Annotated in this window: 21 protein-coding genes and 2 pseudogenes; 16 read left to right on the top strand and 7 right to left on the bottom strand. The window is 67.0% G+C overall.

The features are described 5' to 3' along the window. Nucleotides 1-32: 32 nt before the first annotated feature. Nucleotides 33-506: a dihydroneopterin triphosphate diphosphatase gene (gene nudB, locus AC1DKV_RS08075; protein WP_441613622.1), complete on the top strand. Its 474-nt coding sequence runs from the start codon at nt 33-35 to the stop codon at nt 504-506. Next, nucleotides 503-1,279, top strand: a complete 777-nt coding sequence (locus tag AC1DKV_RS08070; RefSeq protein WP_441613621.1) for an endonuclease/exonuclease/phosphatase family protein — start codon at nt 503-505, stop codon at nt 1,277-1,279. The genes nudB and AC1DKV_RS08070 overlap by 4 nt, the downstream gene beginning before the upstream one ends. Nucleotides 1,280-1,402: 123 nt before the next feature. Here the strand turns inward: AC1DKV_RS08070 and AC1DKV_RS08065 are convergent, their stop codons facing one another. Then, on the bottom strand, nt 1,403-2,299 hold the full coding sequence (locus tag AC1DKV_RS08065; RefSeq protein ID WP_441613620.1) for a LysR family transcriptional regulator: 897 nt from the start codon (nt 2,297-2,299) through the stop codon (nt 1,403-1,405). Nucleotides 2,300-2,364: 65 nt separating this feature from the next. Here AC1DKV_RS08065 and AC1DKV_RS08060 point away from each other — a divergent pair, with 65 nt between their 5' ends. Then, complete coding sequence (locus tag AC1DKV_RS08060; RefSeq protein WP_441613619.1) at nt 2,365-3,066, top strand: short chain dehydrogenase; 702 nt, start codon at nt 2,365-2,367, stop codon at nt 3,064-3,066. Nucleotides 3,067-3,111: 45 nt separating this feature from the next. Here AC1DKV_RS08060 and mobB read toward each other — a convergent pair whose 3' ends face one another. Next, nucleotides 3,112-3,618, bottom strand: a complete 507-nt coding sequence (gene mobB / locus AC1DKV_RS08055) for a molybdopterin-guanine dinucleotide biosynthesis protein B (RefSeq protein WP_441613618.1) — start codon at nt 3,616-3,618, stop codon at nt 3,112-3,114. A gap of 130 nt (nt 3,619-3,748) precedes the next feature. Here mobB and clsB point away from each other — a divergent pair, with 130 nt between their 5' ends. From clsB to AC1DKV_RS08020, 7 genes and pseudogenes are all read left to right on the top strand, one after another. Continuing rightward, on the top strand, nt 3,749-5,071 hold the full coding sequence (gene clsB, locus AC1DKV_RS08050; protein ID WP_441613617.1) for a cardiolipin synthase ClsB: 1,323 nt from the start codon (nt 3,749-3,751) through the stop codon (nt 5,069-5,071). A 372-nt stretch (nt 5,072-5,443) separates the two neighbouring features. After that, nucleotides 5,444-6,034, top strand: a complete 591-nt coding sequence (locus AC1DKV_RS08045) for a TetR/AcrR family transcriptional regulator (protein WP_043343612.1) — start codon at nt 5,444-5,446, stop codon at nt 6,032-6,034. Nucleotides 6,035-6,109: 75 nt separating this feature from the next. Then, nucleotides 6,110-7,831: pseudogene (locus AC1DKV_RS08040) on the top strand (acyl-CoA dehydrogenase C-terminal domain-containing protein); the annotation flags it as partial. 169 nt (nt 7,832-8,000) lie between these two features. Continuing rightward, entirely contained in the window at nt 8,001-10,427 is a 2,427-nt protein-coding gene (locus AC1DKV_RS08035) for a 3-hydroxyacyl-CoA dehydrogenase/enoyl-CoA hydratase family protein (protein ID WP_441613615.1), read from the top strand. An 18-nt stretch (nt 10,428-10,445) separates the two neighbouring features. Next, nucleotides 10,446-11,645, top strand: a complete 1,200-nt coding sequence (locus AC1DKV_RS08030; protein WP_441613819.1) for an acetyl-CoA C-acyltransferase — start codon at nt 10,446-10,448, stop codon at nt 11,643-11,645. A gap of 174 nt (nt 11,646-11,819) precedes the next feature. Beyond that, a complete protein-coding gene (locus AC1DKV_RS08025; RefSeq protein WP_441613614.1) occupies nt 11,820-12,776 on the top strand; it encodes a DegV family protein in 957 nt (318 codons plus the stop codon). Nucleotides 12,777-12,824: 48 nt separating this feature from the next. Continuing rightward, the gene (locus AC1DKV_RS08020) at nt 12,825-13,601 is read left to right on the top strand and encodes an enoyl-CoA hydratase (RefSeq protein WP_441613613.1); all 777 of its coding nucleotides are present in this window, start codon (nt 12,825-12,827) and stop codon (nt 13,599-13,601) included. Between the two features lie 40 nt (nt 13,602-13,641). On the opposite strand, the gene AC1DKV_RS08015 is transcribed toward AC1DKV_RS08020, so the two are convergent. The 3 genes from AC1DKV_RS08015 to AC1DKV_RS08005 form a co-directional block, all read right to left on the bottom strand. After that, nucleotides 13,642-14,325 (bottom strand): Fe2+-dependent dioxygenase, encoded by a 684-nt coding sequence (locus AC1DKV_RS08015; RefSeq protein WP_441613612.1) that lies wholly within the window; start codon nt 14,323-14,325, stop codon nt 13,642-13,644. Between the two features lie 77 nt (nt 14,326-14,402). Then, a complete protein-coding gene (locus AC1DKV_RS08010) occupies nt 14,403-16,607 on the bottom strand; it encodes a TonB-dependent receptor (protein ID WP_477137589.1) in 2,205 nt (734 codons plus the stop codon). A gap of 269 nt (nt 16,608-16,876) precedes the next feature. Next, nucleotides 16,877-17,281: an acyl-CoA thioesterase gene (locus tag AC1DKV_RS08005; RefSeq protein WP_441613611.1), complete on the bottom strand. Its 405-nt coding sequence runs from the start codon at nt 17,279-17,281 to the stop codon at nt 16,877-16,879. Between the two features lie 228 nt (nt 17,282-17,509). Here AC1DKV_RS08005 and AC1DKV_RS08000 point away from each other — a divergent pair, with 228 nt between their 5' ends. Together AC1DKV_RS08000 and AC1DKV_RS07995 are read left to right on the top strand one after the other, a co-directional pair. Beyond that, nucleotides 17,510-19,405: an ABCB family ABC transporter ATP-binding protein/permease gene (locus AC1DKV_RS08000; protein ID WP_441613610.1), complete on the top strand. Its 1,896-nt coding sequence runs from the start codon at nt 17,510-17,512 to the stop codon at nt 19,403-19,405. Nucleotides 19,406-19,464: 59 nt separating this feature from the next. Next, nucleotides 19,465-19,554, top strand: a pseudogene (locus AC1DKV_RS07995) (ABC transporter permease); the annotation flags it as partial. 59 nt (nt 19,555-19,613) lie between these two features. On the opposite strand, the gene AC1DKV_RS07990 reads toward AC1DKV_RS07995, so the two are convergent. Together AC1DKV_RS07990 and AC1DKV_RS07985 are read right to left on the bottom strand one after the other, a co-directional pair. Next, the gene (locus AC1DKV_RS07990; RefSeq protein WP_441613609.1) at nt 19,614-20,072 is read right to left on the bottom strand and encodes an Lrp/AsnC family transcriptional regulator; all 459 of its coding nucleotides are present in this window, start codon (nt 20,070-20,072) and stop codon (nt 19,614-19,616) included. Nucleotides 20,073-20,140: 68 nt separating this feature from the next. Continuing rightward, complete coding sequence (locus AC1DKV_RS07985; RefSeq protein WP_441613608.1) at nt 20,141-20,710, bottom strand: cysteine dioxygenase family protein; 570 nt, start codon at nt 20,708-20,710, stop codon at nt 20,141-20,143. Nucleotides 20,711-20,884: 174 nt separating this feature from the next. On the opposite strand from AC1DKV_RS07985, the gene AC1DKV_RS07980 reads away from it, so the two are divergent. From AC1DKV_RS07980 to AC1DKV_RS07965, 4 genes are all read left to right on the top strand, one after another. After that, complete coding sequence (locus AC1DKV_RS07980; protein ID WP_441613607.1) at nt 20,885-21,862, top strand: LysR family transcriptional regulator; 978 nt, start codon at nt 20,885-20,887, stop codon at nt 21,860-21,862. Between the two features lie 118 nt (nt 21,863-21,980). Next, the gene (locus AC1DKV_RS07975; protein WP_441643555.1) at nt 21,981-23,288 is read left to right on the top strand and encodes a Glu/Leu/Phe/Val family dehydrogenase; all 1,308 of its coding nucleotides are present in this window, start codon (nt 21,981-21,983) and stop codon (nt 23,286-23,288) included. A 409-nt stretch (nt 23,289-23,697) separates the two neighbouring features. Continuing rightward, on the top strand, nt 23,698-24,597 hold the full coding sequence (locus AC1DKV_RS07970; RefSeq protein WP_441613605.1) for a glutamate/aspartate ABC transporter substrate-binding protein: 900 nt from the start codon (nt 23,698-23,700) through the stop codon (nt 24,595-24,597). A 63-nt stretch (nt 24,598-24,660) separates the two neighbouring features. Then, a complete protein-coding gene (locus tag AC1DKV_RS07965; protein ID WP_441613604.1) occupies nt 24,661-25,389 on the top strand; it encodes an amino acid ABC transporter permease in 729 nt (242 codons plus the stop codon). The last annotated feature ends 49 nt before the right edge of the window (nt 25,390-25,438 follow it).

Here is a 25,438-nt window from a genome sequence, read left to right as displayed (position 1 = left end):
GTAAGCTTGGGAACGTTGTCCGCCTCCATCCCATGTCCTACAAGATTCCCCGATCCGTGCTGGTCGTGATACATACGCCAGACCTGCAAGTGCTGTTGCTGGAGCGTGCCGACCGGCCGGGATACTGGCAATCGGTCACCGGGAGCCTGGATGCGCCCGACGAGCCGCTGGCCGTGACGGCCGCGCGCGAGGTGGCCGAGGAGACCGGGCTTATCGCCGCCGAGCACCGGCTCGAAGACTGGCAGCACACCCTCGACTACGAGATCTACCCGCAGTGGCGCCACCGCTACGCGCCGGGCGTGACGTGCAATACCGAGCACTGGTTCGGCCTGCGCGTGGCGCGGCCGGTGCCGGTGACGCTGGCGCCGCGCGAGCACCTGCAATGGCAATGGCTGCCGTGGCGTGAAGCGGCGGCACGCTGTTTCTCGAGCAGCAATGCGCAGGCCGTGCTGCAACTGGACTGGCGAGTGCAGGGACGGCGCGCTCCCTGCGGAGCCGCTTCATGAGACTGCGCGTCGTCACCTACAACATCCACAAGGGTGTGACCGGCATCGCGCGCAAGCCGCGGATCCAGAACGTGCGCCTGGGCTTGCAGACGGTCGATGCCGACATCGTCTTCCTGCAGGAAGTGCAGGACCGCAACGATCGCCTGGTGGCCGCCGCGCTGTTCGATCCCGACTACACCCAGCTCAACTACCTGGCCACCGACGCCTATCCGCATTCGGTGTACGGGCGCAACGCGGTGTACGACCACGGCCACCATGGCAACGCCATCCTGTCGCGGCATCCGATCCTGATGTCGGAAAACCTCGACATCTCCGATCACCGCTTCGAGCAGCGCGGCCTGCTGCACGCGGTGGCGGACATGAACGGCACCGAAGCCCACCTGATCTGCGTGCATTTCGGGCTGTTCGCGCGCAGCCGCGCGCGCCAGGCCGAAGCCCTGGTCAAGCGCGTGTGCGATGTGGTGCCGGCCGAGGCGCCACTGCTGATCGCCGGCGATTTCAATGACTGGAACCACCGGCTCGACGACCTGATCTGCTCGACCCTGGGCACCACGGAAGTCTCGCATGCCGGCGGCTCGCGCCTGCACACCTTTCCCAGCCACATGCCGTGGTGGCAGCTCGACCGCATCTATGTGCGCGGCTTCGAGATCGAGAGCGCCAGCGCGCTGACCGGACGCGACTGGGCGCAACGTTCGGACCATGTGCCGCTGATGGCGGAGCTGGCCCGCATCGCGGTGCCGGAGCGGCCACTGAAGGCCAAGGTCCGCTCCTGAAGCCGGGGGGGCATCCTTCCACCCCCGGTGCGCGCCGGCGCGTCGCGTCTTCGGCAGCTTGCCGCACCTTTCTCCGCACCATCCTCCGCACCATCCTCCGCACCTTCCGCGCCTTGCCTTTCCTCAGATCCCCATTTTCTCGAGCATCCCCTCGACGAAGCGTACCCGCTTGGGCAGCGGGCGCGGGTCGCGCGGATAGAGCAGGTGCACCGGGCGCGGCGGCGGCAGGGCGTCTTCCAGCAACGGCACCAGCAGGCCCGCGGCCAGGTCGGCGGCCAGCAGCACTTCGGGCTGCATCACGATGCCGCAGCCGGCCAGCGCGGCGCGGCGCAATACTTGCCCGTTGTTGCTGCCGAGCGGGGCGCCATCCGCCGCCGCGCCGCCGTCCGGCAGTTCTGGCCAGCCCATGCCATGGCGCCACAACAGATGGTTCAGGCAACGGTGGCCGGCCAGTTCGGCCGGCGTGCGCGGCACGCCGGCATGCGCCAGGTAGGCCGGTGCCGCGCAGATGCACATGCGGTAGGGCCGCAGCGGGCGCGCCACCAGTTGATCCGAACCGGCGAGGGTGCCGATGCGGACCAGGGCGTCGAAGCCATCTGCGATCAGGTCCGCGTAGGCGTCATCGAGCACCAGTTCTACCTTGACCTCGGGGTGACGCAGCAAGAACGCCGCCACCGCCTCGGCCACCGCGGTCTCGCCCAGCGTCACGGGCGCGCCGACGCGCAGCAGGCCGCGCGGCTCGCTGTGCAGGCGCTCGGCCACGGTGTCGGCGGCACGCACCTGCGCCAGGATGCGCCGGCATTCGTCCAGGTAGAGGCGGCCGGCTTCGGTCAGGCGCTGGCGGCGCGTGCTGCGCTGGAGCAGGCGCACGCCGAGGCGCTGTTCGAGTTGCCCGACATGCTTGCCTACCATCACCGCCGACAGGCCCAGTGCCGCGGCGCAGGCCGTGAAGCTGCCGGCCTCCGCGGCGGCGGCGAAGATCTCCATGCTGCGCAGCTTGTCCATCGATTCCGAATCCATGGTTAGGAATGCTCGAAATCCTAGCCCATTTATCGTGTTCCCGCCGCGTATCAGAATGAATTCCATTGGCGGAAGGAAGGAATTGGCGCCTCGGCCGATTCCGCCGCTTCGGCCATTTCGGCCATTTCGGCCGCATCCCTCCCCATCATCCTGAAGGAACAACAATGAAGAAGATCGTCGTGATCGGTGCGAGCGGCACCCTGGGCAAGGCGGTGGTGGCGAATCTCTCGGCCCGCCATGAAGTGGTCGAGGTCGGCAAGACCAGCGGGGCGCTGCAGGTGGACATCACGGTGCCGGAGTCGGTGCAGGCGCTGTTCGAGCGGCTCGGCAAGGTCGACGGCATCGTCTGCGCCACGGGGCAGGTGTTCTTCGGCCCGGTGCCGCAGATGCGTGCCGAGGATTTCGCCATCGGCCTGAACGACAAGTTGCTGGGCCAGGTGCGGCTGGCGCTGGTCGGCCAGCACTACCTGAACGACGGCGGCTCGATCACGCTGACCAGCGGCATCCTCAGCGACCAGCCCATCCACGCCGGCGCAAATGCCTCCAGCGTCAACGCCGCGCTGGACGGCTTCGTGCGCGCCGCCGCGGTGGAACTGGGCCGGGGCCTGCGCATCAATGTGGTCAGCCCGACCGTGGTGCAGGAATCGTGGGGCGCGTACGGCCCGTTCTTCCCGGGCTTCGAGGCGGTGCCGGCGGCGCGCGTGGCGCTGGCCTACCAGCGCAGCGTGGAAGGCCCGGGCAACGGCGAGATCTACCGGGTCTGGTAAGCAGGCAATTCCGGCAATGCCGGCAGGGAGGGTCGTCGCGGCCGCCTAGCCGGTGTGCGCGCGCACCAGTGCGACGATGGCGTCCACGTCGGCCAGGTCGAGCACCGGCAGCGTGGTCATCGCCGCCACCTTCCCGGGCTGGTCGCTGGCCACGGCGACCACGCCGGGCACCTCAGGCCACAGCGGTGGCAAGCCCAGCGCGGGGCGGAACACTTCCAGCTTGGGAAAATCGCTGCGCTTGTAGCCTTCGACCAGCACCAGGTCGGTGTCGGCAGGCAGCACGCCGAGCGCTTCGGCCAGCTCGGGCGAGGGCTCCGACTCCGCATAGTTGCGCATCAGCGTCAGGTGGCGCGCGCCGACCAGGACCACGTTGGCGCAGCCCCCCTGGCGCATGCGCCAGGAATCCTTGCCCGGCGTATCGGGATCGAAGCCGTGGTGAGTGTGCTTGATCCCGGCCACGCGCAGGCCTGCGGCGACGAAGCGCGGGATCAACTGGTCCAGCAGCGTGGTCTTGCCGCTGCCCGACGAGCCGGAGATGCCGAAAACCTTCACGATAGGGTGGAAGACGGGATAAAGCGCTGAAGATAGCAGAGAACGGCGCGGGCGGCGCGGCCGGGCTCGCAGTGTTGCGCGTGTTGCCCCGCGCTCGCACATGACTTCGGCGTGGCTGATAATGTGCCTCATGTCTTCGATACCGCTCACCCGCCTGCCATACGCGCCGCCAGCCGCCGCCTTGCGAGACGATGCCGATGCGCCGGCGTCGCCGCGCGCGCCGCGCCGCGCCGGGCCGCTGCGCTCCGAGTGGCGCCGCGGCAAGCCGCTTGGCGGCAACGCCGTGCGGCTGCTGCACTGCGGCCGGGATTTTTTCCCGGCGCTGATCGCCGCCCTCGACCGCGCGGTGCTCTCGGTCTCCCTCGAAACGTATATCTACGCCGACGACGACGTCGGCGCGGCCGTGACCGATGCCCTGATCCGCGCCGCCGGCCGCGGCGTGGATGTGCGGCTGGTCGTGGACGGATTCGGCGCGGGCGACATGCCCGCCGCGCTGGCAACGCGCCTGCGCGAAGGCGGCGTGCGGCTCAAGGTGTTCCGTCCGCTGCGCGGCTTCAGCCTGGCTCGCCGCAACCTGCGGCGGCTGCACCGCAAGCTGGCGGTGATCGACCAGCAGGTCGGCTTCGTCGGCGGCATCAATATCATCGACGACCATAACCACGGCCCTTTCGAGAGCGAGGGGCTGGGCCCGCGCTATGATTTCGCGGTGGAGGTGCGCGGTCCGCTGGTGGGCCAGATCGCGCTGACCGCGGAGCGCCTGTGGTGGCAGCTTTCGCTGCGCGGCGAGATGCGCAGCGTGGGCCTGGCGGGCGTGGCGGCTGAATTTCCCCTGATCACCGATTTGCCGCTGCCGCGCCAGGATCTTGCCGGCGGCATGCGCGCCGCGCTGCTGTTGCGCGACAATCTGCGCAACCGCCGTGCCATCGAGCGCCAGTACCTGCAGGCTCTCGGCGGCGCGCGCCGCGAGGTCATCATCGCCAACGCCTATTTCCTGCCCGGCCACAAGATGCGCCGCGCACTGCTGGCCTGTCGCCGGCGCGGCGTGCGCGTGCGCCTGCTGCTGCAGGGGATGGTGGAGTACCGCTTGCAGCACTACGCCACGCATGCGCTCTATGACACCTTGCTCGGCGCCGGCGTGGAAATCCACGAATATGCCGACAGCTTCCTGCACGCAAAGGTGGCGGTCGTCGACGATGCCTGGGCCACGGTGGGGTCGAGCAATATGGACCCGTTCAGCCTGCTGCTTGCGCGCGAGGCCAATGTGGCGGTCTACGATGCCAGCTTCTGCGCCGAGTTGCGCCAGGAGCTGGAGCAGGCCATCGCCACGCGCAGCACCGAGGTCAAGGCCGCCACCCACGCGCGCCGCTCGGCGCTGCACCGCATGGGCAGCTGGGCCGCCTATATGGTGTTGCGCGTAGGCGTGGTGATCGCCGGCGTGACAGGGCGCTACTGAAGCGCTTTTAAGCGTTTGCTGCTTTGCGGCAGGTGCGGCACTCTCGGTCGTGGCATGCCGCTGCGTCGCCGTGTCGCAGCTTGTTGCGGCGCATCGAACGCAGGCGCTGCGTTTAGAAACGCCGGTCTAATTAAATGCTTGCCGCCGAAGGGCGTCGTCACAATAATCTGAACGACCGTTCTTTTTTGCCTTAGACTGCGTGCATTCGCGTCTGCCGGGCGGCGTCATCAGGCAGCCAGGCAGCGAAAAAAAGCATTACGTCAGGGTCATCCGCGGCAGCGATAGGGATCGCGCCGCGAAGAGAATGGAGAAAAAATCATGCGACACCAGTCTGCTCGTCTCGAATCCGCCACTTCCGCGTCCCCCGCGCCCATGCGCAAGGGGGAGATGACGCGCGTGGCGATTCTGGATGCCGCGCTGGAATTGTCGTCCCGCGACGGGCTCGAAGGCTTGACCATCGGCCTGTTGGCGGAACGCATGCAGATGAGCAAGAGCGGCGTGTTCGCGCATTTTGGTTCGCGCGAGGACCTGCAGGTGGAAGTGGTGCGCGAGTATCACCGGCGTTTCGAGCAGGAGGTGTTCTATCCCTCGCTGCACGAACCGCGCGGGCTGCCCCGGCTGCAATCCATGGTGCGGCGCTGGATGGAAAAACGTATCCAGGAAGTCACCACGGGCTGCATCTATATCAGCGGGGCGGTGGAGTACGACGACCGCGCGGAAAGCCCGGTGCGTGACGAGCTCGTCAAGAGCGTCACCATCTGGCGCGCCGCGCTCACGCGCGCCATCGACCAGGCCAGGGAAGAGGGGCACCTGCGCGCGGACTGCGATCCGCGCCTGATGCTGTTCGAGATGTACAGCCTTGAACTAGGCTTGCATCATGACGCCCGCTTCCTGCGCCTGCCCGCCAGCGCCGAGCTCGCCATGGTCGCGCTCAACAAGTTGATCCAGTCTTACCGTACCTGACGCCGCCGCGGCGTCCCGCGCCAGATCGTGCACGGGCGGCGTAGCGGCATCACCAATACCTCCAAGGAGTCTTTGATGGGCCAGTACACCGCACCGTTGCGCGACATGCAGTTCGTGCTCCATGAATTGCTCGGCGTGGAAGCCGAACTCAAGGCGCTGCCCCAGCACGCCGACATCGACGCGGAAACCATCAACCAGGTGCTCGAGGAAGCTGGCAAGTTCTGCGCCGAGGTGGTCTTCCCGCTCAACCAGAGCGGCGACCGCGAAGGCTGCACCTACGTCGGCGACGGCGTGGTCACCGCGCCGAAGGGCTTCAAGGAAGCCTATCACCAGTACGTGGAAGCCGGCTGGCCCGCGCTGGGATGCGATCCGCAGTACGGCGGCCAGGGCCTGCCCATCCTGGTCAACAACGCGCTGTTCGAGATGCTGAACTCGGCCAACCAGGCGTGGACCATGTATCCCGGCCTGTCGCACGGCGCGTACGAAGCGCTGCACGCGCACGGCACGCCCGAGCTGCAGAAGACCTACCTGCCCAAGCTGGTGTCCGGCGAATGGACCGGCACCATGTGCCTGACCGAGCCGCATTGCGGCACCGACCTCGGCATCCTGCGCAGCAAGGCCGAGCCGCAGGCCGACGGCTCCTACAGCATCACCGGCACCAAGATCTTCATCTCCGCCGGCGAGCACGACCTCTCCGCCAACATCATCCACCTGGTGCTTGCGCGCCTGCCGGACGCCCCGCAGGGCACCAAGGGCATCTCGCTGTTCGTGGTGCCGAAGTTCGTCCCCGACGCCAGCGGCAACCCGGGCGAGCGCAACGGCATCAAGTGCGGCTCGATCGAGCACAAGATGGGCATCCATGGCAACGCCACCTGCGTGATGAACCTGGACGGCGCGCGCGGCTGGATGGTGGGCGAGCCCAACAAGGGCCTCAACGCCATGTTCGTGATGATGAACGCGGCGCGCCTGGGCGTGGGCATGCAAGGCCTGGGCCTGACCGAAGTGGCCTACCAGAACTCGCTGGCCTACGCCAAGGACCGCCTGCAGATGCGCGCGCTGACCGGTCCCAAGGCGCCGGACAAGCCCGCCGATCCGATCATCGTGCACCCCGACGTGCGCCGCATGCTGCTGACGCAGAAGGCCTTCGCCGAAGGCGGCCGCGCCTTCAGCTACTGGACCGCGCTGCAGATCGACCGCGAGCTGTCGCACCCGGACGAAGCCGTGCGCAAGGAGGCCGGTGACCTGGTCGCACTGCTTACGCCGGTGATCAAGGCCTTCCTGACCGACAACGCTTTCACCGCCACCAACGAAGGCATGCAGGTGTTCGGCGGCCACGGCTACATCGCCGAGTGGGGCATGGAGCAGTACGTGCGAGATGCACGCATCAACATGATCTACGAAGGCACCAATACCATCCAGGCGCTGGACCTGCTGGGCCGCAAGATCCTCGGCGACATGGGCGCCAAGATGAAGGCCTTCGGCAAGATCGTGCAGGAATTCGTCGAAGCCGAGGGCACCAACGAAGCCATGCAGGAATTCGTCAACCCGCTGGCCGACCTGGGCGACAAGGTGCAGAAGCTCACCATGGAAATCGGCATGAAGGCGATGGGCAACCCCGACGAAGTCGGCGCTGCCGCGGTGCCTTACCTGCGCGTGGTGGGCCACCTGGTGTTCTCGTACTTCTGGGCCCGCATGGCCAAGATCGCGCTGGAGAAGGAAGCCGCCGGCGACAAGTTCTACACCAGCAAGCTGGCCACCGCACGCTTCTACTTCGCCAAGCTGCTGCCCGAAACGGCCGCCGAGACGGGCGGGGGAGAGGGCAGGGGTTTGCGATGCGGCAACGCCCGCGCGCGCCTGCCCTCTCCCCCGGCCCTTGCCCATGAATGGGCGAGGGGAGACTACCCGGCGCGGCCGACGCCTGCTTACTCCCTGCCTCTTCTCAACGCTCACTTCCCTAGGAGCGCGCATGTCCAATTTCATCGTCAAGAAGGTCGCCGTGCTGGGTGCCGGCGTCATGGGAGCGCAGATCGCGGCGCATCTCGTCAATGCCCGCGTGCCGGTGGTGCTGTTCGATCTTCCGGCCAAGGAAGGCCCCAAGAACGGCATTTCGCTCAAGGCCATCGACAACCTCAGGAAGCTCTCGCCCGCGCCGCTCGCCATCAAGGACGAAGCCGCGCTGATCCAGGTTGCCAACTACGAGGACAACCTCGCCCTGCTCAAGGAATGCGACGTGGTGATCGAGGCGATCGCCGAGCGCATGGACTGGAAGCATGACCTGTACAAGAAGGTCGCCCCGCACCTGGCATCGCATGCCATCTTCGCCACCAATACCTCGGGCCTGTCGATCACCGCGCTGTCCGAAGGCTTCGACGCGGACCTGAAGTCGCGCTTCTGCGGCGTGCACTTCTTCAACCCGCCGCGCTACATGCACCTGGTCGAGCTGATCCCGACCGCCACCACGCAGCCCGCCATCCTGGACCGCCTGGAGACCTTCCTCACCTCCACGCTCGGCAAGGGCGTGGTGCGTGCCAGGGACACGCCCAATTTCATCGCCAACCGCGTCGGCATCTTCTCGATCCTGGCCGTGTTCGCCGAGGCCGAGAAGTACGGCATCCCGTTCGACGTGGTGGACGACCTGACCGGCGCCAAGCTGGGCCGCGCCAAGTCCGCCACCTTCCGCACCGCCGACGTGGTGGGCCTGGACACCATGGCCCACGTCATCAAGACCATGCAGGACACCCTGCAGGACGATCCGTTCGCGCCGGTGTACAAGACGCCGGCCGTGCTCAAGGGCCTGGTCGACGCGGGCGCGCTGGGCCAGAAGACCGGCGCCGGCTTCTACAAGAAGGAAGGCAAGGCCATCAAGGTACTGGACCCCAAGACCGGCCAGTACGTCGACTCGGGCAAGAAGGCCGACGAGATCGTGGTGCGCATGCTGAAGAAGGAGCCGGCCGAGCGCATCAGGCTGCTGCGCGAATCCACCAACCCGCAGGCGCAGTTCCTGTGGGCGGTGTTCCGCGACGTGTTCCACTACATCGGCGTCTACCTCGAGCAGATCGCCGGCTCGGCCGCCGACATCGACCTGGCGATCCGCTGGGGCTTCGGCTGGAACTCCGGTCCCTTCGAGGACTGGCAGTCGGCCGGATGGACGCAGGTCGCCGAGTGGGTGAAGGAAGATGTCGACGCGGGCAAGGGCCTGTCCAGCGCCGCGCTGCCGGCATGGGTGTTCTCCGGCCCGGTGGCCGACAACCAGGGCGTGCATGCCGCGCAGGGTTCGTGGTCGCCGGCCGCGCAGGCCTTCGTGCAGCGCAACGCGCTGCCGGTCTATGAGCGCCAGGTGTTCCGCGCCGCGCTCAAGGGATCGGCCGCGGCCGATCCCCGCAAGGCGGGCCGCACCGTGGAAGAGAACGATGCGGTGCGCATCTGGGTCAGCGATGGCCAGGACGACGTGCTGGTGGTCTCGTTCAAGAGCAAGATGAACACCATCGGGCCGGACGTGATCGACGGCCTCACGCGCGCGATCGACCTGGCGGAAGCCGGGTACAAGGGCTTGGTGGTGTGGCAGCCCACCTCGCTGCAGCTCGGCGCGCCGGGCGGCCCGTTCTCCGCGGGCGCCAACCTGGAAGCCGCGATGCCGGCCTTCATGATGGGCGGCGCCAAGGGGATCGAACCCTTCGTCAAGAAATTCCAGGACGGCATGATGCGCGTGAAGTACAGCGCGGTGCCGGTGGTGGCGGCGGCGTCCGGCATCGCGCTGGGCGGCGGCTGCGAGCTGATGCTGCATTCGGCCAGGCGCGTGGCCGCGCTGGAGACCTATGTCGGCCTGGTGGAAGTGGGCGTGGGCCTGGTGCCGGCGGGCGGCGGCCTGAAGGAAGCCGCGCTGGCCGCGGCACGCGCGGCGCAGGCGGCCGGCAGCACCAACTACCTGCAGTTCGTCACCAGCCGCTTCCAGAACGCGGCCATGGCCCGGGTCTCGGCCTCGGCGCTGGAGGCGCGCGCGATGGGCTACCTGCAGCCGTCGGACACCATCGTGTTCAACGTGCATGAGCTGCTGTACGTCGCGCAGAACGAAGTGCGCGCGCTGGCCAGCGCCGGCTACCGCGCGCCGGTGCCGGGCACGCTGGTGCCGGTGGCCGGCCGCTCGGGCATCGCCACCATCAAGGCGTCGCTGGCGAACATGCGCGATGGCGGCTTTATCTCCGCGCACGATTTCGTGATCGCCAGCCGCATCGCCGAAGCCGTCTGCGGCGGCGACGTGGAAGCCGGCTCGCTGGTCAGCGAGGAATGGCTGCTGGCGCTGGAACGCCGTGCCTTTGTCGAGCTGCTCGGCACGGGCAAGACCCAGGAACGCATCATGGGCATGCTGCAGACCGGCAAGCCGGTGCGCAACTAAGGCAAGCGAGGAACCGACATCATGAAACAACTGCAAGACGCATACATCGTTGCCGCGACCCGCACGCCGATCGGCAAGGCGCCCAAGGGCGCGTACAAGAACACCCGCCCGGACGACCTGCTGGCCACCATCCTGCGCGCGGCCGTGGCGCAGGTGCCTGACCTCGATCCGGCGCTGATCGAGGACGCCATCGTCGGCTGCGCGATTCCCGAGGCGCAGCAGGGCCTGAACGTGGCGCGCATCGGCGCGCTGCTGTCGGGCCTGCCGGTCAGCGTGGGCGGCATCACCGTCAACCGTTTCTGCGCCTCGGGCGTGTCGGCGGTAGCGATGGCGGCCGACCGCATCCGCGTGGGGGAGTCCGACGTGATGATCGCCGCCGGCGTGGAATCGATGAGCATGGTGCCGATGATGGGCAACTCGCCGTCGATGTCGCCGTCGATCTTCGAGCGCGACGAGAACATCGGCATCGCCTACGGCATGGGCCTGACCGCCGAGAAGGTGGCGCAGAAATGGAAGGTCAGCCGCGAAGACCAGGATGCCTTTTCGCTGGCGTCGCACCAGAAGGCCATCCGCGCCCAGCAGGCCGGCGAGTTCAACGACGAGATCACGCCGGTGGAGATCGTCGAGCGATTTCCCGACCTGGCCACCGGCGAAGTCCGCATCAAGACGCGCACCATCTCGCTCGACGAAGGCCCGCGCCCGGAGACCTCGCTTGAAGGCCTGGCCAAGCTGCGCCCGGTGTTCGCCAACAAGGGCAGCGTCACCGCCGGCAACAGCTCGCAGACCTCGGACGGTGCCGGTGCGCTGATCCTGGTCTCGGAAAAGATCCTCAAGCAATTCAACCTGGTGCCGCTGGCGCGCTTCGTCTCGTTCGCGGTGCGCGGCGTGCCGCCCGAGATCATGGGCATCGGCCCCAAGGAAGCGATTCCCGCGGCGCTGAAGGCGGCCGGCCTGACGCAGGACCAGATCGACTGGATCGAGCTCAACGAAGCCTTCGCCGCGCAGGCGCTGGCCGTGACGCGCGACCTGGCACTGGACCCCGCCAAGGTCAACCGCATGGGCGGCGCCATCGCCCTGGGCCACCCGCTCGGCGCCACCGGCGCGATCCGCTCCGCCACCGTGGTGCACGCCCTGCGCCGCCACAACCTCAAGTACGGCATGGTGACCATGTGCGTCGGCACGGGGATGGGCGCGGCAGGGATCTTCGAGCGCGTCTGAACGCGCCGCCGGCGAAATGGGGCCACGGGGACACGGTTTCGCGCCGTGGCCCCGTGGCCCCGCAGCCCCGCGGCCCATTTCGCCACTCTCTCGATCAGGTGAAGAAAGCAGTGCCATGACAAGGAGACAGCTGCCGCCACGATGCGGCTCACCGGACAGGGAGGAAACAACAAGATGCAGGAGACAGTCATCGTGGCCGACGCCGCGTGCGACATGCCGCGCGCGCTGATGGCCCAACTCGGGGTACAGACGCTGCCGTTCCGCATTCGCGCAGGGGATCGCTTCGTGGCCGATGTGCGCGACGAGCCGGCCTTGCCCACGCTTTACGCGCAATACCTGGTCGGCAAGCAGGATCACTACGCCGAATCGATTCCCTTGCTGGAGCGGGAGATCGAGGACCACCTGCTCAAGCATGTGGTGACCACTTGCGACCGCGCGCTCCTGCTTACCATCGCCAGCACGCGCAGCAAGCTGTACGCGCACGCGTCCGGCGCGGTGGTCGGGACCGTGGCCAAGAGCTTCAAGGCACGCAAGGATGCGGGGCGCAGCGGCCTGTTCGACCTGACCGTGATCGACACCGGCGCGATCGGCCCGGGGCAGGCGCTGATCGTGCGCGAGGCCGCCCGCATGCTGGCCGGCGGCGCCAGCGCGCAGTCCGTCGTGGAGGCCGTGGAGGCGCGCCTGCGCGACGCGGCGCACATGTTCCTGGTGCCGGACGAGCTGCTCTATATGTACACGCGGGCGCGGCACAAGGGCGAGAACAGCATCACCTGGGGCCGCTACATGCTGGGCAGCGCCTTCAATATCCGTCCCGTCGTGCATATGCACCGCGGGCAGACCGAGGCGGTGGCCAAGGTGCGCGGCGCTGACGAAGGCATGCGCCGCGTGATGGCCCATGCCGAACGGTGCATCCGCGGCGGCCGCCTGCTCAGCCCGGCAGTTTCCCTCAGCTATGCGGGACCGCCCGAGGCGATCCGCGCCACCGCCGCCTTCCAGTCGCTGGCGCGCACCGCGCAACGGCACGAGGTGGAGCTGATGCTCGCGCCGATGAGCCTGACGGTCGCGCTCAACGTCGGCGCGAATGCGTTCGGGATGAGCTATCTTTGCGAGGATCCGCCGCCGCTGGAATAGGCTGCGGCGATACACAAGTCAACCAGGCAGTAAGGAGAAGACGATTCCATGAGCATCCTGACCAACATCGAGCAAGGCGTCCTGACCATCGAGTTCGATCGTCTGGACAAGAAGAACGCGATCACCGCGGCCATGTACCAGACCCTGGCCGACGCGCTGCGCGCCGCCGAGACCGACCCCGCCGTGCGCGTGATCGTGCTGCGCGGCAAGCCGGAAGTCTTCACGGCGGGCAACGATCTCGAGGACTTCATGCAGCGCCCGCCCACCTCGGTCGAAGGCGACCAGCCGGCGCCGGTGTTCCAGTTCCTGCAGCAGATCAGCCAGGCCGGCAAGCCGCTGGTGGCGGCGGTGAGCGGGCCAGCGGTTGGCGTGGGCACCACCATGCTGCTGCATTGCGACCTGGTCTATGCCTCCGAGACGGCCAGGCTGTCGCTGCCGTTCGCGCAGCTCGGGCTGTGCCCGGAAGCCGCCTCGAGCATGCTGCTGCCGCGCCTGCTGGGCTACCAGCGCGCCGCGGAGAAGTTGCTGCTGGGCGAGCCCTTCGGTGCGCAGGAAGCGCAGCAGATCGGCCTGGTCACGCGCGTGCTGCCGGTGGCCGAGCTGCACGACTTCGTGCTGCAGCAGGCGCGCAAGCTGGCTGCGCTGCCGGCGTCGTCGCTGCGCGAGACCAAGCGGCTGATGAAGGGCGGCGACAAGGACGCGGTGCAGGCCAGGATGGCGGAGGAGGGCGAGTCGTTCCGGCGCATGCTGCAGGCGCCTGAGGCCAAGGAAGCCTTCACCGCTTTCTTCGAGAAGCGCCGCCCGGATTTCTCCCGCTTCAACTGAGCCGCGCCGGCGCCGGGGGGCGTGAAAGGGCATCAGGGCATCAGGGCGTCGCCCATTCGCGCAGCAGGTTGTGGTACACGCCGGTGAGCCGCACCGTGGTGGCGTGCCCATGGCCGAGCGCCTGCGCGGTTTCCTGGACGGCGGTATCCAGGTCGAAGAGGAGGGCGCGCCGGGCATCGTTCCTCACCAGGCTCTGGATCCAGAAGAACGAGCAGAGCCGCGTGCCGCGGGTCACCGGGCTGACGCGATGCAGGCTCGAGGCCGGGTACAGGATCATGTCGCCAGCGGGCAGCTTGACCGCGTGCGTGCCGTAGGTGTCTTCGACGATCAGCTCGCCGCCGTCGTAGTCGTCGGGCCCGCGCAGGAACAGCGTGGCGGAGAGATCGGTGCGGATGCTGCCCGAACTGTCCGGAAGATAGCGGATGGCATTGTCGACATGGGTGCCGAACGATTGCCCGCCCTGGTAGGCGTTGAACAGCTTGGGATAGATCCTGGCAGGCAGCGCCGCCGAAAGGAACAGCGGATGGCGGCGCAGCGCCTGCTCGATCATCGCGGCGATATGCGCGCCCTGGCGGGAGTCGTGCGGCAACTGCAGGTTGTCCTTGGCAAGCGCGGACTGGAATCCCGCGGTCCCCTTGCCGTCGACCCAGTCGGCCTCCATCAGCAGGCGTACGCTTTCCCGTACCTGTTCCGGCGTCAGCACGCCGGGGATATGCACCATCATCGCTTAGACCTCGGGCTCGCGGGCCCCGCCTCGGGCGGGGCCACGGCTTGGAATCCTGCGCTCGGCAGGCAGGCGGATCAGAAAGAATAGACGGCGCTCAGCACGGCCGAGCGGCCATCGCCGTACTCGATCGCCGACGAGCGCGATGCGTTGCCCAGCACCTGGCGCACGCGGTCCACATAGGCCTTGTTGAACAGGTTGTCGATGTTCAGCTGGAACCGCAGGTGCCGGTTCGGCGCATAGCCGAGCATGGCGTTGTGCAGCCAGTAGCCGCCGAGCTTGCCGTCACCCGCGGAAGTGACGTTGCGCTTGCCGACATAGCGCGCGCCATAGCCCAGCGTCCAGCGGGACGGGAGCTGGTAGGTGGTCCACAGGCTGAGCGTATGGGGCGGCGTGTTGGCCATTGCCTTGCCCTCGCGCTCGGGCGTGGCCCGCGACCGGAGCGTGCTGCTGTTCAGGTAGGTGTAGTTGGCCAGGATCTCCCATTGCGGTGTCAGCTTGCCGGCCACGCCCAGCTCTGCGCCGCGCACGCGCTGCTTGCCCGCCAGGGCGTAGCTGCCGTCGGCCAGGCGTTCGCGTGCATTGCTCTTCTCGACCTGGAACAGCGCTGCGTTCAGTCCCAGGCGCCGCGCCATGAACTCCCATTTGCTGCCCACCTCATACGTCTTGTTCTTCTCCGGCGCGAGCGAGCCGGTGGCCTTGTCCACGCCTGAGCCGGTGGTGACCAGATATTCCGCGGACGGGTTGAAGGCGGTGCCGTAGGCAACGTAGATCCTGCCGTTATCCGCGGGTTTGAACACCAGCCCCGCCCGGGTGCTGAGCTGCCGGTCCGAGCTGTCCGCACGCTCCGTCGCCTTGCCTGTCGGGGTGCTCTCCGAGGTGCCGTCGATCCAGTCGTAGCGCAGGCCCAGATTCAGGTCCCAGTGCTTGCCCAGGGCAATGGTGTCGAGGGCGTACAGCGCCTTGACATCCAGCCAGGTCTTGTTGCTCGCGCTGTCCTGCCTGGCGATCGGGCCGCTCCAGAAGCCAGGCGGATTCCGGAGGTCGAAGCCGTTTGCGGGATAGTACCTGGCGAGATTGTAGGAATAGGTGGAGCGGTCGTAGGTTTCGCGGGAGATCTCGAAGCCGGTGACCAGCGTGTGCCCCAGCCCGAACGTGCCGAAGTGGCTGGTCAGGTTGGTCTGGTTGATCCACATGCCGCTGGTCGAGTCGCGGCCATAGCCTTGCGGGCCGGCCGGCTTGTAGCGGCCGGGCGGCAGGCCCGACAGGTCCACGTGCGAGGCGGAGATCACCGTGTCGCGGTGAAGACGCGAGTAGCGGGTCAGGCTCTGCAGCTTGAGGCTGCCGTTGAACTCATGCTCGAACCTGGCGGTGACGGCATCGGTGGTGATGTCCTCCTTGTCCAGGTTGCGCCAGCCGAAGTAGCTGTGGCGGCCGACGCCCGCGAGCGGGTTGCCATGCAGCGCCGGCACGCCGTAGTCGGGCAGGTTGTCGTCGCGCTGGTGGAAGTAGCTCAGCGTCAGGCGCGTCGGCGATTGCAGGCCGAATACGATCGACGGCGCGATGCCCCAGCGGCGACGGTCGACGGGGCCGCGCCCCGGCACGTCGTTCTCGTGCGCCATCAGGTTCAGGCGCACCGCGGAGGACCCCCCGCCCCACGGCAGCGGCTGGTTGGTATCGAGGGTCAGCCGGCGGAAATTGTCGGTCCCGAGGCCGGCGCCGGCATGCGTGAACCGCTCCGCCCCGGGCTGCTTGCTGATCATGTTGATGCTGCCGCCGGTGGTGCCGGCGCCGCCGAAGACCGAGTTCGGCCCCTTGATCACTTCGACCGCCTCGACGTTGAAGAGGTCGGTCCGGTTGTTCTGCCCGCTGTCGCGAAGCCCGTCGACCTGCATGTTCGCGTTGGCGCTGAAGCCGCGGATATTGATGCTGTCGCCCGAACCGGCGCCGCCCTCGCCCGCGTTGAAGGTGATGCCGGAGACGTTGTACAGCGCCTGCCGCAGGCTCAGGGCGTTCTGTTCTTCCATCACATGCTGCGGCACCACCGAGATGGTCTGCGGGGTGTCGAGCAGCGGCGCGGCGTACTTGGCCGAGCCGGAGACATCGACCTTGGCGCCGGGCAGCGGCGTTCCCCGTACGGTGACAGGCTCCAGCTCGACAGGCCTGCCCTGCCGTTCGCGGTCGTCCGCCAGCACTGGCGCGGCGCAGGTCGCCATTGCCAGGACGGCGCAGGCCAGGGGGCGACGCGGCGGCAGCGCGGCGGATCTTATGTATCGGCTCATTCCATGCTCCTAAGTGCATTTGAGAATCATTTGCATTTAAGTGCGTGGAGCGAGGTGAAGGAATTGGAAATGTCTGAACGCGCAGGCAGAAATTTCTGCTTTCTTCCGGGCGGACGGGAGGGGCGGGGCGGGGAGATTGCGCCCCGCGATGTGCGCGGGACGCTTCAGGGAGGACCGCAGGCGGGTCGCGGGGAGGGTGGGCTCCCGAGCCAGCCTGGTTCAGCCTGGTTCAGGATGCCGCGCAAGGGCCGCGCCGGCGGGCCGGCAACTCAGAGCTTCGGCAGCACCCGCGGCTGTCGCGTGTCATCGGTCGCCACATACGTCAGCGTGGCTTCCGTCACCTTGACGATTTCGTTGCTGTGGCGCATGCGTTGCGCGTAGACCTCCACCGACACAGTGATCGAGGTGCGGCCGGTTTTCTCGATATCGGCGTAGAAGCTGACCAGGTCGCCGACGAAGACCGGGTGCTTGAACAGGAAGGAGTTCACCGCCACCGTGGCCACGCGGCCCTGCGCGCGCTCCACCGCGGGGATCGAGCCGGCCAGGTCGACCTGCGCCATGATCCAGCCGCCGAACACGTCGCCGTGCACATTGGCGTCGGCAGGCATGGGGACCACACGCAGTGCGGGATTCTTGCCGGGCGGCAGGCAGGGTAGGACGGTGGCTTGATTCATGATGGCTTGAGGCAGGAAAACAGGGTTGGGGCGGGGCGCCGGGATCGCGGCGCGATGCCGCTACGGTATGGCGATGCTTGCCGGAGTGGACGGAGTGAGCTGGCCGCCGCACGGCGCCGGCATGGTGGCATGGCCGGAACACAGCCGCGACAAAGACGGATGCCAGGGTGGTGCCGGCTGAGCCAGCCGATCTCTGCCACAATCGCATATTCGCCCAAATTCTAACGTATGCGACGCTATTCCTCGTCGGCCGAGCCGTCCCCCGCCCAGCCCGCTTCCCTGTTCGGCAAGCCAGGCGCTCCCCGCAGCGACTGGCAGACCGTGCGCAACCTGCTGCCCTACGTCTGGCACTACAAATGGCGCGTGATCCTGGCGCTGGTGTGCCTGGTCGCGGCCAAGGTGGCCAACCTCGGCGTGCCGGTGCTGATGAAGAAGCTGGTGGACAACATGAACGTGCCTGCCGGCAGCGCCACCGCGCTGCTGGTGGTGCCGGTGGGGCTGATCCTGGCGTATGGCGTACTGCGGCTGTCCGGCACGCTGTTTACCGAACTACGCGAGATCCTGTTCGCCAAGGTCACGCAGAGCGCGGTGCGCGAGATTGCGCTGCAGGTGTTCCGCCACCTGCACGCGCTGTCGCTGCGCTTTCACCTCGAGCGGCAGACCGGCGGCATGAGCCGCGACATCGAGCGCGGCACGCGCGGCATCCAGTCGCTGATTTCCTATTCGCTCTACAGCATCCTGCCGACCCTGGTCGAGATGGGCCTGGTGATGGGCTTCTTCATCCTGCACTACGACATCTGGTTCGCCGCCATCACCGGCTGCGCGCTGGTGAGCTACATCGTGTTCACGATCGTGGTGACCGAGTGGCGCACGCACTTCCGGCGCAAGATGAACGAGCTGGATTCGCGCGCCAACCAGAAGGCGATCGATTCGCTGCTCAACTTCGAGACCGTGAAGTACTTCGGCAACGAGGAGTATGAAGCCCGCCGCTATGACGAGAACCTGCTCACCTACCGCTCCGCGGCAATCCGTTCGCAGAACTCGCTGTCTTTGCTCAACTTTGGCCAGCAGGCGATCATCGCCACCGGCCTGATCCTGATCCTGTGGCGCGCCACGGTGGGCGTGGCAGCCGGCAAGCTCACGCTGGGCGACCTGGTGCTGGTCAATACGCTGATGATCCAGCTGTACATCCCGCTGAATTTCCTCGGCGTGATCTATCGCGAGATCAAGCAGGCCACCACCGACATGGACCGCATGTTCGTGCTGCTGGGCACCAACCGCGAAGTCGCCGATGCGCCGGGCGCCCAGCCGCTGCGGGTGCGGGGCGCCGCGGTGCGTTTCGCCCATGTCGGCTTCGGCTACGAGAGCAACCGCACGATCCTGGATGGCGTGGATTTCACCATCGCGGCGGGCACCACCACCGCGGTGGTCGGGCACAGCGGCTCGGGCAAGTCCACGCTGGCGCGGTTGCTGTTCCGCTTCTACGACGTCGGCAGCGGCGCCATCGAGATCGACGGGCAGGATATCCGCGCGGTCACCCAGGACAGCCTGCGCGGCGCCATCGGCATCGTGCCGCAGGACACGGTGCTGTTCAACGACAGCATCTACTACAACATCGCCTACGGCCGCCCCGAGGCCAGCCACGATGAAGTCATCGCGGCGGCGCGCGCGGCGCAGATCGACACCTTCATCCGCGAGCTGCCGCAGGGGTACGACACGCCGGTGGGCGAGCGCGGCCTCAAGCTCTCCGGCGGCGAGAAGCAGCGCGTGGCGATCGCGCGCACGCTGCTGAAAAACCCGCCCATCCTGGTCTTCGATGAAGCCACCTCGGCGCTGGATTCGCGCACCGAGCAGGCCATCCAGGCCGAGCTGATCCGGCTGGCGCAGAACCGCACCACGCTGCTGATCGCGCACCGGCTCTCGACCGTGGTGCATGCCGACCAGATCCTGGTGATGGACCACGGCCGCGTGATCGAACGCGGCACGCACGCCGACCTGATGCGCATGGATGGCCGCTACGCCGAGATGTGGCGCATCCAGGCGCGCAGCGCCGCGCAGAACGCCACACCGGTGGAAGACGCGACGCTGGCCATCGAAGCGGGCGACGCCACGCAGGACGCCTGAGGCGCGACGGTCCGCATCGGACAGGCGCGGGTGCGCCAGATCATGGCACGCGCCTTTGACTGGTGGTGATCGCGGTGATGGCGATGGTGATGTATGAGTTCTTCGCGGTGGTGGAGCGGCGCATGACGGGCTGGGCCAGCCGCGGGTGAGGGCGGGTGTGTGCCGGTCTGGCTTGTGCGGCCAGCCTCGCTAGTCTCGCCAGCCTCGCCTACGCATAGTCAAGGGGCAGCGCCGTGGTGTACTTGATCTGCTCCATGGCAAAGCTGGAGCTGACATCGGCCAGCTCGGCCCCCTGGATCAGCTTCTTGTAGACGCGATCGTAGGCGGCGATATCCGGCACCACCACGCGCAGCAGGTAGTCGGTATCGCCCGCCATGCGGTAGAACTCGGTGACTTCGGGAATCGAGGCGACCAGGTCGTGGAAGGTCTTGAGCCACTTGGCGTTGTGCTGGTTGGTGCGGACCGAGACGAATACGGTTACGCCCACATTCAGCAGGGCCGGGTCCAGCAGCGCCACGCGCTTGCGGATGACGCCGCTTTCCTCCAGCTTCTGCACACGCCGCCAGCAAGGCGTGGAGGTGAGGCCGACGCGCTCGCCGAGTTCGGCCACGGGCAAGGTGGCGTCCTCCTGCAGGGCGGCGAGTATCTGGCGGTCGTAGCGGTCCATGGCGTGGTTCCTGTCGGGTTCCTGTCGTGCAGCATCGGTCGGTGTCCGGCCGCACGCACGCCCGCGGATCAGGCAGCGTCCACCAGCAGGTTCACACCGCTGCAGATGTGCTCCTGGTCCACCCCATAGATGTGCAGCGACACGGCCACTTCATCGCTGTCGTTGCCGAGCGCGTGGATATGGCGCAGGCCGGCCGGCACGCTGAAGGTGTCGCCCGCCGTGCGCGGCATTTCGCCGCACTGCCGCGCGCGCCGCGCCTGCGCATCCCAGCGGTAGTGGCGCTCGTGCAGCGTGCCGCGCAACACGCGGTAGGCGCACCAGGTCTGGTGGCCGTGCACCGGGCTGTGCTGGCCGGGCCGCCACACGATCAGCATGGCCGAGAAGCGTGCCAGCGGATCGGCGTGGACGAGGTGGCGCACATAGCCGTGGGGCGAGCCTTCGCGCAGCGATTCGGGCAGCAGTGCCAGCAGGGCCGCGGCGTCGGGCAGGCCGGCTTCGATGCCCTCGGCCACCATGCGCGCGCTCGCCGCGAAGGCCGAAGACATGCCGTCGGACAGCGGGGCGAAGAGGGCGCCGGGCGGGGCGCCGGGCGCGGGGTGGGCGACGGGGCCGGGCGTGCCGGCTTGCTGGGTGGCCATGACGGGCTCCTTGTTGGTATGCGCCCATCATAGCGCCCGGTCCGTAGCAAACGCGTGCGTCTTGTCGTGCAAATCTAGGTTGCAGTGTAATCTGATTCCACAAAAACTCAAGATAGTAGAATTTTGTTCCTGAGTGCGCGCCGGACGGGGGAAGCCGGTGGATAATGCCGCCTCATGGAAATCAAATGGCTTGAAGACTTCGTCAGCCTGGCCGAGACGCACAGCTTCTCGCGCTCGGCCGAGCAGCGTCATGTGACACAGCCCGCGTTCTCGCGCCGGATCCAGTCGCTGGAGTCCTGGGTGGGCACGGAGCTGATCGACCGCTCCAGCTATCCCACCAGCCTGACGCCGGCGGGCAAGGTGTTCTACGAGCAGGCGCTGGCGATGCTGGCGCAGGTCAGCGAGACGCGCGCGCTGATGCGGGGGCAGCGTTCGGCCAATGCCCAGGTGCTGGAATTCGCGGTGCCGCATACGCTGTCGCTGACCTTCTTCCCGGAGTGGCTCAAGGCGGTGGAGCGCGAGATCGGCACCCTGCCGTGCCGGCTGCGCGCGCTCAACGTCCACGACGCCGTGCTGGCGCTGGTCGACGGCGGCTGCGACCTGGTCATGGTCTACCACCACGCGCGCCAGGCCATCCAGCTCGATCCGGCGCACTACGACATGATGGTGCTGGGCATCGAGCGGCTGTCGCCGTACAGCGTGCCGGACGCCGCGGGCAAGCCGCTGTACCGCCTGCCGGGCACGGACAAGAAGCCGGTGCCCTTCCTGAGCTACACGCCGAACGCCTTCCTCGGCCGCATGGTGGACATGCTGCTCGACGAGACCCCCGACGCCCTCAAGCTCGACAAGTGCTACGAGACGGATATGGCCGAGGCGCTCAAGGTGATGGCGCTGGCGGGGCATGGCATGGCCTTCCTGCCCGAGAGCGCGGTGCGCGAGGACCTGGCCCGGCACCGGCTGGTGCGTGCCGAGCCGGCGCGCGGCGCGCCGCTGTCGATCGACATGGAGATCCGGCTTTACCGTGAAAAACCCGGCGAGCAGGCCAGCGAGCGGCGCAGCGCGCAGCTGCGCAACAAGCGCCAGCTGGTGGATCGCGTGTGGAACTCGCTGGCGGCGCGCAGCCTGCCCATGTCCGCGCCGCCGGGCGCATAGGCGCACGGATGTCGCCGCAAGGTTATGCAATCGGTGCATAACGGGATAATCAAACGGCATTGGCTTCGGCGGGGCGGCCTCCTCTAAGCTGGCCGCACTTTCACACCGAGACCAAACGATGTCTTCCGCCGCGCCGTCCAATCCTGCCGTCATGACTCACACGCTGCCGTCCTACCTCAATCCCGAGGCGCTCGGCCCCTGGGGCATCTACCTGCAGCAGGTCGATCGTGTCACGCCCTACCTGGGCTCGCTCGCACGCTGGGTCGAGACCCTCAAGCGCCCCAAGCGCGCCCTGGTCGTTGACGTGCCCATCGAGATGGACAACGGCACCATCGCCCACTTCGAGGGCTACCGCGTGCAGCACAACCTGTCGCGCGGCCCCGGCAAGGGCGGCGTGCGCTTCCACCAGGACGTGACGCTGTCGGAAGTGATGGCGCTGTCGGCCTGGATGTCGGTCAAGAACGCAGCGGTCAACGTGCCCTACGGCGGCGCCAAGGGCGGCATCCGCGTCGACCCGCGCACGCTCTCGCAGGGCGAACTGGAACGGATCACGCGCCGCTACACCAGCGAGATCAACATCATCATCGGGCCCAACAAGGACATCCCGGCGCCCGACGTCAACACCAACGCGCAGGTGATGGCCTGGATGATGGATACCTACTCGATGAATTCGGGCAGCACCGCGACCGGCGTGGTGACCGGCAAGCCGATCTCGCTGGGCGGCTCGCTGGGCCGCCACGAGGCGACCGGCCGCGGCGTGTTCGTGGTCGGATCCGAGGCGGCACGCAACATTGGCCTGGATATCAAGGGCGCCCGCGTGGCGGTGCAGGGCTTCGGCAATGTCGGCGCCGTGGCGGCCAAGCTGTTCCACGAAGCCGGCGCCAAGGTGGTGGCCGTGCAGGATCACCGCACCGCGCTGTACAACCCGGCCGGCCTGGACGTGCCCGCCATGATGGAATACGCCTCGCATAGCGGCACCATCGAAGGCTTCCAGGGCGAGACCATCTCCGCCGAGCAGTTCTGGCAGGTCGATTGCGAAATCCTGATCCCGGCCGCACTGGAAGGGCAGATCACCGCCAAGAACGCGCCCCACATCAAGGCACGCATGGTCATTGAAGGTGCGAACGGCCCGACCACGCCCGAGGCCGACGACATCCTGCGCGAGCGCAACATCCTGGTGGCGCCGGACGTCATCGCCAATGCCGGCGGCGTCACGGTTTCGTATTTTGAGTGGGTGCAGGACTTTTCCAGCTTTTTCTGGACCGAAGAGGAAATTAACCAGCGCCTGGTACGAATCATGCAAGAGGCATTCCGTGCGATCTGGCAGGTCGCCCAGGAAAACAAGGTGACCCTGCGCACGGCCGCGTTCATCGTGGCGTGCACGCGGATTCTGCAGGCGCGCGAAATGCGCGGTCTCTACCCCTGATCCTCAACGCCGGTTGCCGTTGCGGCATCGCCAATTGGTGATGCTGCGTCGCAGCAACCGGGCCGGACTTTTGGTAACGCGGCTGTCGGGCTTCCCGGCAGCCGCGTTGTCGTATGTTTCCTGCCTCGCGGCGCTGGCGCCGGGCGGCCGGATAACGGGCCGGCGACGGCTTCCTGCCTGCCGGCTCCGGGCGGCGTCCGGTGTTGCGGAAATGGGAAAAAGCGGTTTGGCGCGGCATGCGCGGGGTGGGGGCGAGGCATGGCCCGACTCCCCCGCAAACCATGCCTGTATTGGCTTTGTTAGGGGAAAAACCCGTTGTCTTGGGTGTCTGCCTGCGCAATACTATTTCGTCGGCGGGTGGTTTTTTGTTAGAGTCCCGCCTTTCTCTCTTCATGGTCAAGGAGATGTTATGAATGTTGCCAAGTTGGCTTCCCTGATGATTGCAGCCGGCGTGCTTTGCGGTACCGCGCAAGCAGCCGAGCAATTGACGGGCACGCTGCAGAAGATCAAAGACACCGGTGTGATTACGCTTGGCGTTCGTGAATCGTCGATTCCGTTCAACTACAACCTCGGCGGCGTGCGCCAGGTCGGCTATTCCTACGATATCAACGTCAAGATCGTGGAAGCCATCAAGGACCACCTGAAGCTGCCGAACCTGCAGGTCAAGGAAATCCCGATCACCTCGCAGAACCGTATCACCCTGCTGCAGAACGGCACCATCGACATCGAGTGCGGCTCGACCACGAACAACCTCGAGCGCCAGAAGCAAGCATCGTTCACCACCAGCATCTTCATCATCGGCACCCGCATCATGGTGAAGAAGGATGGCGGCATCAAGGACTGGGCCGACCTCAAGGGCAAGAACGTGGTGACCACCGCCGGCACTACGTCGGAGCGCCTGCTGCGCAAGATGAACGATGACCAGAAGCTGGGCATGAACATCATCAGCACCAAGGACCACGGCCAGTCGTTCCTGACGCTGGAATCGGGCCGCGCGGTCGCCTTCATGATGGACGACGCGCTGCTGTACGGCGAACGCGCCAAGGCCAAGAACCCGAACGACTGGATCGTGGTGGGCAAGCCGCAATCGCGCGAGTCCTACGGCTGCATGATCCGCAAGGACGACGCACCGTTCAAGAAGCTGTCGGACACCGTGATCACCGGCATGATGAAGGACGGTTCGATCAACACCCTCTACACCAAGTGGTTCCAGCAGCCGGTGCCGCCGAAGGGCCTGAACCTGGACTTCCCGCTGTCCGAAGACATGAAGGCGTTGTTCAAGACGCCGAATGACAAGGCGCTCGACTGATCCTGGGATTCCGGTTGTGCGAAACGGAAGGCATGTCCTTCCGTTTCTTTTTGAGGACTCATCATGAATTACAGCTGGCATTGGGGTGTATTCCTCGAACAAGCCGCCCAGAACGAGACCTATCTTGACTGGATGATTTCCGGGCTCAAGGTCACGCTGGCGCTCGGGCTCTCGTCGTGGGTGATCGCCCTCGTCATTGGCTCGGTGCTCGGCGTGCTGCGCACGGTGCCCAACAAGTGGCTGTCCGGCCTTGCCGCGACCTACGTCGAGATCTTCCGCAATATTCCGCTGCTGGTGCAGCTGTTCATCTGGTACTTCGTCATGCCCGAGCTGTTGCCCGGCGGCGAAATGTTCAAGCAGATGAACCCGTTCGCGCAGCAGTTCCTGGCAGCCATGCTCTGCCTGGGCACCTTCACCGCGGCCCGTGTCTGCGAACAGGTCCGCTCCGGCATCAACTCGCTGCCGCCCGGCCAGCGCAACGCGGGCCTGGCGATGGGCTTCACGCTGGCGCAGACCTACCGCTTCGTGCTGCTGCCGATGTCGTTCCGCGTCATCGTGCCGCCGCTGACTTCCGAGTTCCTGAACATCTTCAAGAATTCCGCGGTCGCGTCGACGATCGGCCTGCTGGAACTGGCGGCGCAAGGCCGGCAACTGGTGGACTACACGGCGCGCCCGTATGAGTCCTTCATCGCGGTGACCCTCATGTACGCGCTGATCAACATCGTCGTGATGCTGCTGATGCGCTGGGTCGAAGGCCGCACGCGCGTGCCCGGCTTCATCGGCGGCAAGTAAGAGGACACGTCATGGCATATACATTCGATTTCAGCTCGATCAACGCGAC

The sequence above is a fragment of the Cupriavidus sp. 05T41 genome, from assembly GCF_056396525.1.
This window is presented reverse-complemented; position numbering and strand designations above follow the sequence as displayed.

What these genes read in the sequence shown, in the direction of transcription:
- AC1DKV_RS08035 (WP_441613615.1), top strand. Translation starts at nt 8,001, where the DNA reads ATGTCCAATTTCATCGTCAAGAAGGTCGCCGTGCTGGGTGCCGGCGTC.
- clsB (WP_441613617.1), top strand. Translation starts at nt 3,749, where the DNA reads ATGTCTTCGATACCGCTCACCCGCCTGCCATACGCGCCGCCAGCCGCC.
- AC1DKV_RS07975 (WP_441643555.1), top strand. Translation starts at nt 21,981, where the DNA reads ATGTCTTCCGCCGCGCCGTCCAATCCTGCCGTCATGACTCACACGCTG.
- nudB (WP_441613622.1), top strand. Translation starts at nt 33, where the DNA reads ATGTCCTACAAGATTCCCCGATCCGTGCTGGTCGTGATACATACGCCA.
- AC1DKV_RS08000 (WP_441613610.1), top strand. Translation starts at nt 17,510, where the DNA reads ATGCGACGCTATTCCTCGTCGGCCGAGCCGTCCCCCGCCCAGCCCGCT.
- AC1DKV_RS08025 (WP_441613614.1), top strand. Translation starts at nt 11,820, where the DNA reads ATGCAGGAGACAGTCATCGTGGCCGACGCCGCGTGCGACATGCCGCGC.
- AC1DKV_RS08015 (WP_441613612.1), bottom strand. Translation starts at nt 14,325, where the DNA reads ATGATGGTGCATATCCCCGGCGTGCTGACGCCGGAACAGGTACGGGAA.
- AC1DKV_RS08070 (WP_441613621.1), top strand. Translation starts at nt 503, where the DNA reads ATGAGACTGCGCGTCGTCACCTACAACATCCACAAGGGTGTGACCGGC.
- AC1DKV_RS08065 (WP_441613620.1), bottom strand. Translation starts at nt 2,299, where the DNA reads ATGGATTCGGAATCGATGGACAAGCTGCGCAGCATGGAGATCTTCGCC.
- AC1DKV_RS08020 (WP_441613613.1), top strand. Translation starts at nt 12,825, where the DNA reads ATGAGCATCCTGACCAACATCGAGCAAGGCGTCCTGACCATCGAGTTC.
- AC1DKV_RS08005 (WP_441613611.1), bottom strand. Translation starts at nt 17,281, where the DNA reads ATGAATCAAGCCACCGTCCTACCCTGCCTGCCGCCCGGCAAGAATCCC.
- AC1DKV_RS07990 (WP_441613609.1), bottom strand. Translation starts at nt 20,072, where the DNA reads ATGGACCGCTACGACCGCCAGATACTCGCCGCCCTGCAGGAGGACGCC.
- AC1DKV_RS07965 (WP_441613604.1), top strand. Translation starts at nt 24,661, where the DNA reads ATGAATTACAGCTGGCATTGGGGTGTATTCCTCGAACAAGCCGCCCAG.
- AC1DKV_RS07980 (WP_441613607.1), top strand. Translation starts at nt 20,885, where the DNA reads ATGGAAATCAAATGGCTTGAAGACTTCGTCAGCCTGGCCGAGACGCAC.
- AC1DKV_RS08010 (WP_477137589.1), bottom strand. Translation starts at nt 16,607, where the DNA reads ATGAGCCGATACATAAGATCCGCCGCGCTGCCGCCGCGTCGCCCCCTG.
- AC1DKV_RS08045 (WP_043343612.1), top strand. Translation starts at nt 5,444, where the DNA reads ATGCGCAAGGGGGAGATGACGCGCGTGGCGATTCTGGATGCCGCGCTG.
- AC1DKV_RS07985 (WP_441613608.1), bottom strand. Translation starts at nt 20,710, where the DNA reads ATGGCCACCCAGCAAGCCGGCACGCCCGGCCCCGTCGCCCACCCCGCG.
- AC1DKV_RS07970 (WP_441613605.1), top strand. Translation starts at nt 23,698, where the DNA reads ATGAATGTTGCCAAGTTGGCTTCCCTGATGATTGCAGCCGGCGTGCTT.